The following is a 12,861-nucleotide window of genomic DNA, read 5'->3' as shown; positions in this document are numbered from 1 at the left end:
TTTACCCAAGATGTAAACCTCAGCGGTAAAGTGGGCGTGTGGAGTGATAGAACCAGGCTTAGCCAATACTTGGCCACGCTCAACTTCTTCACGTTTTGTACCGCGCAACAAGATACCGACGTTATCGCCTGCTTGACCTTGGTCGAGCAATTTGCGGAACATTTCAACACCAGTACAAGTGGTCTTGAGGGTTGGCTTGATACCAACGATTTCAATCTCTTCACCTACCTTGATGATGCCGCGCTCAATACGACCGGTTACTACCGTACCGCGACCGGAGATCGAGAACACGTCTTCTACTGGCATCAAGAACGCACCGTCAACAGCACGCTCTGGAGTTGGGATGTAAGTGTCTAATGCTTCAGCCAATTTCATGATGGCTTCTTTACCCAATTTGCCTTCGTCGCCTTCTAGAGCCAACTTCGCAGAACCTTGGATGATCGGTGTGTCATCGCCTGGGAAGTCATACTTAGACAGGAGTTCACGCACTTCCATTTCAACGAGCTCTAAGAGTTCAGCATCGTCAACCATGTCGCACTTGTTGAGGAACACCACGATGTAAGGAACGCCAACCTGACGTGCCAAGAGGATGTGCTCACGAGTTTGTGGCATTGGGCCGTCTGCAGCAGAGCAAACTAAGATCGCGCCGTCCATCTGCGCAGCACCGGTAATCATGTTCTTCACATAGTCAGCGTGTCCTGGGCAGTCAACGTGAGCATAGTGACGGTTCGCTGTCTCGTACTCAACGTGTGCTGTATTAATCGTAATACCACGGGCTTTTTCTTCTGGAGCCGCATCAATCTGATCGTATGCTTTTGCTTCGCCGCCGAATGCCTTTGAGAGCACGGTTGCGATTGCTGCTGTCAAAGTCGTTTTACCGTGGTCAACGTGACCGATGGTGCCTACGTTTACGTGCGGTTTTGTCCGCTCGAACTTTTCTTTTGCCATTTTTGTCTGCCTTCTTAGCTAGTCAATATTCAAAATTAATGTGGATAAATTACTTCGCTTTAGCAGCCATAACCGCTTCTGCTACGTTCTTCGGTGCTTCTGCGTAATGCTTAAATTCCATGGTGTAGGTTGCACGACCCTGCGTCAAAGAACGCAAGCCAGTGGAGTAACCAAACATCTCTGCGAGAGGAACTTCTGCACGAACAATCTTGCCGCCGCCATGAATGTCATCCATACCTTGCATAATGCCGCGACGTGAAGAAAGATCACCCATCACGTTACCCATGAAATCTTCTGGAGTTTCAACTTCAACCGCCATCATTGGCTCAAGCAATACTGGGGCTGCCTTACGCATACCGTCTTTGAACGCCATAGAGCCCGCCATCTTAAATGCGTTTTCGTTGGAGTCAACGTCATGGTATGAACCGAAGAACAGGGTTGCCTTGATATCAACCACTGGATAACCAGCCAATACACCGGAGTTCAATGTTTCAATAATGCCTTTTTCTACTGCAGGAATGTATTCGCGAGGAACTACACCGCCCTTAATAGCGTCAACGAATTCAAAGCCTTTGCCTGGTTCTTGTGGCTCAAGCTTCAATACAACGTGACCATACTGACCGCGACCACCAGACTGCTTAACGAACTTACCTTCGATTTCGTCACAAACCTTGCGAATCGTTTCGCGATAGGCAACCTGCGGTTTACCAACGGTCGCCTCAACACCGAACTCGCGTTTCATACGATCCACCAAAATTTCCAAGTGGAGCTCGCCCATACCGGAAATAATAGTTTGACCAGATTCTTCGTCTGTTTTGACGCGGAATGAAGGATCTTCTTGAGCCAAACGGTTCAATGCGAGACCCATCTTCTCTTGGTCAGCCTTAGTCTTAGGCTCAACCGCCTGAGAAATCACTGGCTCAGGGAATTCCATGCGCTCCAGAATCACGATATTATCTGGATCACACAATGTTTCACCTGTGGTTGCCTCTTTGAGGCCAATTGCAGCGGCGATGTCGCCTGCGCGAACCTCTTTAATTTCTTTGCGTTGATTAGCATGCATCTGCAACAAACGACCAATACGCTCTTTCCTACCCTTAATTGGGTTGTAGATCGTATCGCCAGAGTTGATCACGCCAGAATAGACGCGGAAGAAGATCAACTGGCCAACGAATGGGCCGGTCATGATTTTGAACGCCAACGCAGAGAACTTCTCATTGTCATCAGCCTTACGCTCTGTCTCTGTACCGTCTTCCAATTCACCTTTAACAGGAGGAATGTCCACTGGTGAAGGCAAGTAATCGATTACAGCATCCAACATCGCCTGAACGCCCTTGTTTTTAAAGGCAGTTCCGCAAAGCATTGGAACGATTTCGCCAGCAATAGTGCGGTCGCGCAATGCTTTTTTGATTTCTTCTTCGGTTAGCGCTTCGCCACCGAGATATTTATCCATCAACTCTTCTGAGCTTTCGGCTGCAGCTTCAACCATCTTCTCGCGCCATTCTTCGGCAGATGCTTGTAACTCAGCAGGAATATCTTCGTAAGTAAATTTAATACCTTGTGAAGCATCATCCCAAACGATCGCCTTCATCTTGACCAAATCCACAACGCCTTGAAAATTTTCTTCGGCGCCAATTGGAATTTGAATCAAGATTGGATTCGCTTTCAAACGAGCCTTCATCTGATCGTAGACTTTGAAGAAGTTAGCACCAGTACGGTCCATCTTGTTCACAAACGCTAAACGTGGAACGCCGTACTTGTTAGCCTGACGCCAAACTGTTTCGGACTGAGACTGTACACCACCTACCGCGCAATAAACCATACAGGCGCCATCAAGAACACGCATAGAACGCTCAACCTCAATGGTGAAGTCTACGTGTCCTGGGGTATCAATGATGTTAATGCGATGCTCTTGATAGTTACCAGCCATGCCTTTCCAGAAGGCGGTGGTAGCGGCAGAAGTAATCGTGATGCCACGCTCCTGCTCTTGCTCCATCCAGTCCATGGTAGCTGCGCCATCATGAACTTCACCAATCTTGTGGTTAACACCGGTGTAGAACAGAACGCGTTCAGTAGTAGTTGTTTTACCTGCGTCAATGTGCGCAGAGATACCAATATTGCGATATCGATCGATGGGGGTTTTGCGTGCCACTGTTTATGTCTTTTCTTAACTATTCGATTAGAAGCGGAAATGTGAGAAAGCTTTGTTAGCTTCTGCCATACGGTGAACTTCTTCACGCTTCTTCATTGCGCCGCCACGACCTTCAGCAGCCTCTAATAATTCGTTGGCCAAACGTTGCGCCATTGATTTTTCGCCACGCTTCTTAGCGGCTTCACGCAACCAGCGCATTGCTAAAGCAGAGCGACGTGATGGGCGAACTTCAACAGGAACTTGATAGTTGGCACCACCAACGCGGCGGCTCTTCACCTCAACCATTGGCTTAACGTTACCCATGGCTGTTGAAAAAATTTCGAGGGGTTCTTTGTTTGCTTTTTTCTCGATGTAATCAAAGGCACCGTAAACGATACGCTCTGCAACCGATTTCTTGCCGTCCAACATTAGGACGTTCATGAATTTAGCTACTTCAACATTACCGAATTTTGGATCCGGCAAAATTTCCCGTTTGGGAACTTCACGACGACGTGGCATAACTACTCCTTCAGTTCAGTTAGGGGCAATCCACCTGAATTACCGCTCCGGCTGCCCTACTATTTAAGAAAAATTCTTAAACGGAACAGCCACTTACTTGCCTTTTAAGTCTGGCAAAAGCGACTTACTACCAATCCTACAACTGCTTAATGACAGAATAATTAAGTAGCTTTCTTAGCGCGCTTAGCACCGTACTTAGAACGTGCCTGCTTACGATCTTTAACACCTTGCAAGTCCAAAGAACCGCGAACGATGTGGTAACGCACACCTGGCAAATCCTTCACACGACCACCACGAATTAACACTACCGAGTGCTCCTGGAGGTTATGGCCTTCACCACCAATGTATGAAATCACTTCAAAACCATTGGTCAAGCGAACTTTGGCTACTTTACGAAGCGCAGAGTTAGGCTTTTTAGGAGTGGTTGTGTACACACGGGTGCATACACCACGGCGCTGCGGGCTATTTTGCAGCGCAGGGCTCTTGCTTTTAACGGTCAGCCTTGTTCTTGGCTTGCGTAATAGTTGATTAATTGTTGGCATAAAAATAGCTCGGTTAGTACTTCTTTGTTGTTTTCTTCAATAAAGTCAATGACTTAGAGAATTTCCAGGTCAAAAGGACCCTCTTGTGAATCAGTAGAACTCAGCATTCTAGCTTGGCCAGCCTTCCCCGTCAACCTAAATGGGGGAAACTGGCCATTTGTGGCCAGAATTACCAAATTAGCTTGGATCAACCTCCCCAGTAGGAGCAACGACTTTCGCCTCGATTTCCACGGGGGCGTTAGCCAATGCTTTCTCTTCGGCAGCAATCATTTGTGCACGATCACGCTCAAATTGCTCTCTGACCTTGCGTGCACAGCGATAAGACAAGCCGGTACCAGCAGGAATCAGGCGACCAATAATGACGTTTTCCTTGAGGCCACGGAGTGTATCGGTCTTGCCCATAATTGCGGCTTCGGTCAATACACGGGTGGTTTCTTGGAAAGAAGCCGCTGAAATGAAGCTGTCTGTCGACAGGGATGCTTTGGTGATACCAAGCAATACGTTGTCGAATGAAGCTGGACGCTTACCTTCGGCGATGACGCGATCATTCTCGTCATAAAGCTTAGAACGCTCAACTTGCTCACCAGAGATGAATGTGGTGTCGCCTGGTTCAGTTACCTGAACACGACGCAACATCTGACGCACGATGACTTCGATGTGCTTGTCATTAATCTTCACACCCTGGAGACGATAAACGTCTTGCACTTCGTCAACGATGTAAATTGCCAACTCTTCAACGCCCTTGAGAGTCAAGATGTCATGTGGATCAGCGGGGCCTTCCACAATCATCTCGCCCTTGTTCACTACTTGACCGTCGTGAACGAGAACTTGCTTCTCTTTTGGAATCAAGAATTCATTGGCTTCGCCATCCATATCAGTAATGACCAAACGTTGCTTACCCTTGGTTTCTTTACCAAAGGAAACTGTACCAGTCACTTTCGCCAATACAGCAGCATCTTTTGGTGAACGCGCTTCAAACAATTCTGCAACGCGTGGCAAACCACCGGTAATGTCGCGAGTCTTCTGTGATTCGATTGGAATACGTGCCAATACTTCACCAACTTCAACCTTCTGACCATCTTTAACAGTAATCAAGGCGCCCACTTGGAGGCCAATGTTTACTGGGTGATCAGTACCAGCGATCATCACGTCGTTACCTTTGTCATCAACCAAGTTGATTACTGGGCGAACGCCTTTGCTTGCAGCAGAACGACGCTTACCATCAATAACCACCAGAGTGGAGAGACCGGTCACTTCGTCAACCTGCTTAGCAACGGTTACACCCTCTTCGACGTTGCCAAATCGAGCGATACCAGCGTACTCAGAAATAATCGGACGGGTTAATGGATCCCATGTCGCCAAGCTTGCGCCTGCTTTGACTGCTGCGCCTTCTTTTAATAAGAGAGTTGCACCGTAGGGCACTTTATGACGCTCGCGCTCACGACCGTTGTCATCTGCGATCAAGACCTCACCGGAACGTGAAATCACAATCTGCTCGCCCTTCGCGTTCTTCACAACACGCATCGTGCCAGAGAACTTCAAGGAACCATTCGATTTGGCTTCAATGTTGTTTGCGACCAAAGCGCGTGACGCTGCACCACCAATGTGGAAGGTACGCATGGTCAACTGTGTGCCTGGCTCACCAATCGACTGAGCAGCAATCACACCAACTGCTTCGCCAACGTTTACCAAGCCGCCGCGACCGAGATCACGACCGTAGCACTTCGCGCACAAACCGTAACGGGTTTGGCAAGAAAGTACGGTACGAACCTTCACTTCATCGATACCCAATGCCACGATTTGATCAACATGATCTTCGTCGAGCAATGTGTCGTTTGGCACGATTACTTCTTGTGTATCTGGGTGAACAATATCGCCGATACATACACGGCCCAAAATGCGGTCACGTAATGCTTCGGTGATTTCGCCGCCCTCAACAAGCGCTTTCATAGTTACGCCAGTTGTCGCACCGCAATCTTCTTCGATCACAACGAGGTCTTGAGTAACGTCGCACAAACGGCGCGTCAGGTAACCGGAGTTTGCTGTCTTCAATGCAGTATCGGCCAAGCCCTTACGTGCACCGTGGGTTGAAATGAAGTACTGCAACACATTCAAACCTTCACGGAAGTTTGCAGTAATCGGGGTTTCAATAATGGAGCCGTCTGGCTTCGCCATCAAACCACGCATACCAGCCAACTGACGAATCTGCGCAGCAGAACCACGCGCACCAGAGTCCGCCATCATGTAAATGGAGTTAAAGGATTCTTGGCGTGCAATTTTACCGTTACGGTCGAGCACATCAACGTGTGACAGCTCATCCATCATGGCCTTACCAACTTGGTCGCCAGCAGCACCCCAAATATCAACCACGTTGTTATAACGTTCTTGATTGGTTACGAGACCCGACATGAACTGCTTGTCATATTCCTTAACTTTAGTAGACGTTTCAGTAATGATGCGATCTTTAGAAGTTGGAATCAACATATCGTCGATGGCAATCGAGATACCGGCTTTAGTTGCCAAGCGGAAACCAGACTGCAACAAGCGATCAGCAAAAATCACTGTCTCACGCAAACCGCACTTACGGAATGAAGTGTTAATCAAGCGAGAGATTTCTTTTTTCTTCAAAGGCTTGTTAATTTCCTCGAAAGACATACCCTTTGGCAGAATCTCAGACAAAATTGCACGGCCTACCGAAGTTTGATAGATCTTAGTCTTCTGGGCAAAACGCGCATCGCCTTCGGCCTTCTTATCCACGATCTCATACTCAGTAATACGCACTGCAACACGGGAAGCCAATTCAACTTGGCCCGTTTCGTATGCACGCACTACTTCAGTGATGTTGGCGAACACCATGCCTTCACCTTTGCCGTTGATCTTGTCACGCGTAGCGTAGTACAAACCTAAAACCACGTCCTGTGAAGGAACGATAGATGGTTCGCCGTTGGCTGGGAACAATACGTTGTTCGAAGCCAACATCAATGTACGCGTTTCCATTTGCGCTTCGAGCGACAAAGGAACGTGAACCGCCATTTGGTCGCCGTCAAAGTCCGCGTTAAATGCGGCGCAGACTAATGGATGCAATTGGATCGCTTTACCTTCAATCAGCATTGGCTCGAAAGCCTGAATGCCAAGACGGTGCAATGTAGGCGCACGGTTCAACATGATTGGATGTTCACGAATCACTTCTTCGAGAATGTCCCAAACGCTTGGCGTCTGGCTTTCAACTTCTTTCTTCGCAGCCTTAATTGTGGTTGCAATACCCAAAGTCTCAAGCTTGTTGAAAATGAATGGCTTGAACAGCTCGAGCGCCATCAATTTTGGCAAGCCGCACTGATGCAATTTCAGTGTAGGACCAACCACGATCACTGAACGACCAGAGTAGTCAACGCGCTTTCCGAGCAAGTTTTGACGGAAACGTCCGCTCTTACCTTTAATCATCTCAGCCAAGGACTTGAGAGGACGCTTGTTAGCGCCAGTCATAGCCTTACCGCGACGACCGTTGTCGAGCAAGGAGTCAACTGCCTCTTGCAACATACGCTTTTCGTTACGAACGATGATCTCTGGTGCGCGCAATTCCAACAAACGCTTCAAACGATTGTTACGGTTAACCACACGACGATAAAGGTCGTTCAAATCAGAGGTAGCAAAGCGACCGCCATCCAATGGCACCAATGGGCGCAACTCTGGTGGCAATACTGGCAATACTTCCATGATCATCCAGTCAGGCTTAATGCCTGAGCTTTGGAATGCCTCGAGCACTTTTAAGCGCTTAGCGTATTTCTTGATCTTGGCATCGCTACCAGTTGCTTTTAACTCAGCACGAATCGTTTCAACTTCACGATCGATATCAATCGAACGCAAGAGTTCACGAATACCTTCCGCACCCATGATGGCGGTAAATGCACCGTCACCATACTCTTCGGTTTTAGCAACGTACTCATCTTCAGACATGATCTGACCGCGCTTCATCGCGCCTTCAGGAGTCATGCCAGGGCCTACTACTACATATGTTTCAAAGTAAAGAACGCGCTCGATATCACGCAATGTCATATCGAGAACCATGCCCAAACGGGATGGCAGGGACTTTAAGAACCAAATATGCGCTACAGGGGCCGCCAACTCAATGTGGCCCATGCGCTCACGACGCACCTTAGCGAGAGTAACTTCAACGCCGCACTTCTCGCAAATAACGCCACGGAACTTTAAGCGCTTGTACTTGCCGCATAAGCACTCGTAGTCTTTAGTTGGCCCAAAAATCTTGGCGCAAAACAAACCATCACGCTCGGGTTTAAAAGTCCGATAGTTGATGGTTTCTGGCTTGCGTACTTCACCAAAAGACCATGAGCGAATTTTCTCAGGGGATGCGAGGCCAATCTTGATGACATCAAACTGCTCATCACCCTGCGTTTGCTTAAATAAATCGATCAATGCTTTCATATCAATTGCGCTCCATGTCAATGTCAATACCCAACGAACGGATTTCTTTTACCAATACGTTGAAGGATTCGGGCATACCAGCATCAATCGTGTGTTCGCCCTTGACGATGTTTTCGTAAACTTTGGTACGGCCTGCGACGTCATCGGACTTCACTGTCAACATTTCTTGCAAGACATATGAAGAACCGTATGCTTCGAGTGCCCAAACTTCCATCTCACCAAAGCGCTGACCACCAAACTGGGCTTTACCGCCCAATGGCTGCTGCGTTACTAAGGAATAAGGCCCAGTTGAACGAGCATGCATCTTGTCATCGACCAAGTGGTGGAGTTTCAAGACGTGCATTACGCCAACAGTTACAGGGCGCTCGAACTGATCACCAGTACGGCCATCAAATAGAACCATTTGCTGGCGTGATGGAGTCATCTGCAATGACTTAGCAACCTCTTCTGGGTATGCCAACTCAAGCATGCGACCAATTTCAGCCTCGGTAGCACCATCAAACACTGGAGTTGCAAATGGCAGGCCTTGACGTAAGTTTTCAGCCAATGCATTGATTTGCTCATCAGTGAAATTATCGATGTCTTCTTGACGACCTGTTTCGTTGTAAAGCTGTTTGAAGAACTTACGCAGTTCAGCTTGCTTGGCTTGTTGACGAACCATTTCATCGATACGCTTACCAATACCTTGAGCAGCCCAACCTAAGTGGGTTTCCAAGATCTGACCAACGTTCATACGAGAAGGAACGCCCAATGGGTTCAAAACGATATCAACAGGGCGTCCGTCAGCCATAAATGGCATGTCTTCCGCAGGCGCAATCTTAGAGACCACGCCTTTGTTACCGTGACGACCGGCCATCTTGTCACCAGGCTGCAAGCGACGCTTAACGGCCAAGTAAACCTTAACCATCTTCGTTACGCCAGGCTGCAAATCATCGCCTTGGGTAAGTTTGGTGCGCTTCTCTTCAAAAGCCTCGTCAAACTGCTTACGCTTCGCTTCGATAGAAGATTTAATTGCTTCAACTTGTGAGGCAACTTCGTCATCTGCTGGACGAATATCAAACCAATGATATTTATCTAAATCAGCAAGGTAATCCTTGTCGATCTTGGTGCCTTTAGCTAATTTCTTAGGACCGCCATTAGCAACTTTGCCAACCAACAGCTTTTCTAAACGCATGAAGGCATCGCCTTCAACAATACGCAGCTGGTCATTCAAATCTAAACGATAGCGTTGCAATTCTTCTTGAATAATCGGCTGTGCACGAGCATCGCGCTCAATACCTTCACGCGTGAAGACTTGAACATCGATAACAGTACCAACCATTCCGGAAGGAACGCGCAAAGAAGTATCTTTTACGTCAGATGCTTTTTCACCGAAGATCGCACGTAGTAACTTCTCTTCAGGAGTGAGAGTGGTCTCTCCCTTTGGAGTGACCTTACCAACCAGAACGTTGCCAGCTTCAACTTCTGCACCGATGTACACAATACCGCTCTCATCTAAACGAGAGAGTTGTGACTCTGCCAAATTGGAGATATCGCGTGTGATTTCCTCTGAACCAAGCTTGGTATCACGAGCAACTACCGACAACTCTTCAATATGAATAGAGGTATAGCGATCATCAGCAACAACCTTCTCAGAGATCAAGACCGAATCTTCGAAGTTGTAACCATTCCATGGCATAAACGCCACAGTCATGTTTTGACCCAAAGCCAATTCACCTAGATCGGTAGATGCGCCGTCGGCAACTACGTCACCACGGGCTACACGATCGCCAACCTGAACGATTGGACGTTGGTTGATATTGGTGTTTTGGTTTGAACGGGTGTATTTGATCAGGTTGTAAATATCTACGCCAACCTCACCAGCAGCAGTTTCATCATCGTTCACACGAATCACAACACGATTCGCATCAACATAATCGACGATACCGCCACGCGCTGCCAATACAACTGTGCCGGAGTCAACCGCAACAATACGCTCTAAACCCGTACCAACCAATGGCTTATCTGGACGCAAGCAAGGAACCGCTTGACGTTGCATGTTCGCACCCATCAACGCACGGTTCGCATCATCGTGCTCCAAGAATGGAACCAGTGAAGCAGCGGCAGAAACGATCTGGCTAGGAGCAACGTCGATGAAATCAATGCGCTCTGGACTCACCGTCATGGTTTCGCCAGCCTGACGAGCAGAAACGAGTTCGTCGGCTAACTTACCATTTTTGTCGATTGTCGCATTTGCCTGAGCAATCACATACTTGGCTTCTTCAATTGCAGAGAGGTAAACCACTTCATCGCTTACCTTGCTATTGGAAACTTTGCGGTATGGAGTCTCTAGGAAACCATGCTCATTCAAACGCGCGAATAACGCGAGTGAGTTGATCAAACCAATGTTTGGTCCTTCTGGAGTTTCAATTGGGCAAACACGTCCGTAGTGGGTTGGATGCACGTCGCGCACTTCAAAACCAGCGCGCTCTCGTGTCAAACCACCAGGTCCCAATGCAGAAATACGACGCTTGTGCGTGATTTCTGAGAGTGGGTTGGTCTGGTCCATAAACTGGGACAGCTGTGAAGAACCGAAGAACTCACGAATAGCGGAAGAGATTGGCTTGCTGTTAATCAAGTCATGCGGCATGAGGTTTTCTGTTTCGGCTTGACCGAGACGTTCCTTAACCGCACGCTCTACACGTGACAAACCGGCGCGGAATTGGTTTTCAGCCAATTCACCAACGCAACGCACGCGACGATTACCTAAGTGATCAATATCGTCTACTTCGCCTTTACCGTTACGCAAATCTACCAAGGCCTTAATGGTGTCCAAGATATCTTCATTAGAGAGAACCATTGGGCCTTCCATCTCAGCGCGACCAAGACGGCTGTTGACCTTCATCCGGCCAACACGAGATAAGTCATAGCTATCCTCGCTGTAGAACAAGCGCTGGAACAATGCCTCTACAGCATCTTCTGTTGGAGGCTCACCAGGACGCATCATGCGATAAATCGCAATACGTGCCGCTGTTTGATCAGCAGTTTCATCAGTACGCAATGTCTGAGAAATGTACGCACCAGAATCTAAATCATTGGTGTAAATGGTTTCCAATTGCTTGATGCCAGCATCGCGCAATGTCGCCAACAACTCTTCAGTGATTTCATCATTAGCGTAAGCCAAGATTTCACCGGAATCTGGATCAACAATATTGCGTGCAACCACACGGCCTACTAAGTAGTCATCTGGAACAGCAATTGTTTTTGTTTTAGCAGCTTCGAGCTCACGAATATGTTTAGCATTGATGCGCTTGTCTTTTTGAATGACTACAACGCCATTCTTATCAACCACATCAAAGCTAGCTAACTGACCGCGCAAACGCTCTGGAACAAATTCCATTGATGCGCCATTGGCAGTCAATGAGAAATGGTCAAAGTTGAAGAAGTTCGCAAGAATCTGCTCGTTGTTTAAGCTAATTGCCTTGAGCAAAATGGTGACAGGCATCTTACGACGACGGTCAACACGGAAATACAGAATATCTTTTGGATCAAACTCAAAATCGAGCCATGAACCACGGTAAGGAATGATGCGCGCTGAGAACAGCAACTTACCCGAGCTATGGGTTTTGCCCTTATCGTGCTCAAAGAACACGCCTGGAGAACGGTGTAACTGAGAAACAATCACGCGTTCAGTACCGTTGATCACGAAAGAGCCGTTTTCTGTCATGAGTGGAATTTCACTCATGTAGACTTCACTCTCTTTTACTTCTTTGACCTTAGTAGGCGCTTCGCGATCATAAATAATCAAGCGAACTTTTGCGCGCAAGGCAGAGTGGTATGTGTAACCACGTTGTTGACATTCTTTAACGTCAAACGGTGGCTGTGACAACTGATAGGACACGTATTCCATACGTGCATAACCGTTGTTCGACACAATAGGAAATGCTGATGTAAAGGCAGCTTGCAATCCTTCATTAATACGAGAGGTAGCCGGCTTATTAGCCTGTAAAAATTTAGCGTAGGACTCCAGCTGCGTTGCGATCAGGTAGGGAACCTGGTGGTTATTTACTCGCTTAGCAAAGCTTTTACGGACTCGCTTGCGTTCGGTGAAACTATAGTTCATTTCATCTCCGAATTCAGCGACTGTACAAAGATTTGGCGATTGGCCACTACCAATCACTGGCGGACAACACTAAACCGTTTCGATCTAGTGTCCGACCAAACTTGCATTCTGCAGTCGTATCAGAAGGCAAACCCGATTTCATTTCTGATTGAAATCGGGTTTGACCTCTAAAGGTCAAA

The 12,861-nt window shown here is 47.7% G+C and carries 6 protein-coding genes; all 6 read right to left on the bottom strand.

The window, feature by feature from the left end:
• Positions 1-948 (bottom strand): elongation factor Tu (gene tuf, locus BQ1619_RS08550; RefSeq protein ID WP_114663446.1); only part of this gene is annotated, 948 nt, incomplete at its 3' end.
• A gap of 49 nt (positions 949-997) precedes the next feature.
• Positions 998-3,100, bottom strand: coding sequence for an elongation factor G (gene fusA, locus BQ1619_RS08545; RefSeq protein WP_114663445.1), 2,103 nt, complete (start codon positions 3,098-3,100; stop codon positions 998-1,000).
• Positions 3,101-3,127: 27 nt separating this feature from the next.
• Positions 3,128-3,598, bottom strand: a complete 471-nt coding sequence (rpsG, locus tag BQ1619_RS08540) for a 30S ribosomal protein S7 (RefSeq protein ID WP_114663444.1) — start codon at positions 3,596-3,598, stop codon at positions 3,128-3,130.
• Positions 3,599-3,759: 161 nt separating this feature from the next.
• Positions 3,760-4,140 (bottom strand): 30S ribosomal protein S12, encoded by a 381-nt coding sequence (rpsL, locus tag BQ1619_RS08535; protein WP_114663443.1) that lies wholly within the window; start codon positions 4,138-4,140, stop codon positions 3,760-3,762.
• 177 nt (positions 4,141-4,317) lie between these two features.
• Positions 4,318-8,580: a DNA-directed RNA polymerase subunit beta' gene (rpoC, locus tag BQ1619_RS08530; protein WP_114663442.1), complete on the bottom strand. Its 4,263-nt coding sequence runs from the start codon at positions 8,578-8,580 to the stop codon at positions 4,318-4,320.
• A 1-nt stretch (position 8,581) separates the two neighbouring features.
• Complete coding sequence (gene rpoB / locus BQ1619_RS08525; RefSeq protein WP_114663441.1) at positions 8,582-12,682, bottom strand: DNA-directed RNA polymerase subunit beta; 4,101 nt, start codon at positions 12,680-12,682, stop codon at positions 8,582-8,584.
• Positions 12,683-12,861 lie beyond the last annotated feature (179 nt).

It is taken from the genome of Polynucleobacter necessarius, assembly GCF_900095195.1.
Lineage (GTDB): Bacteria > Pseudomonadota > Gammaproteobacteria > Burkholderiales > Burkholderiaceae > Polynucleobacter > Polynucleobacter necessarius_G.
This window is presented reverse-complemented; position numbering and strand designations above follow the sequence as displayed.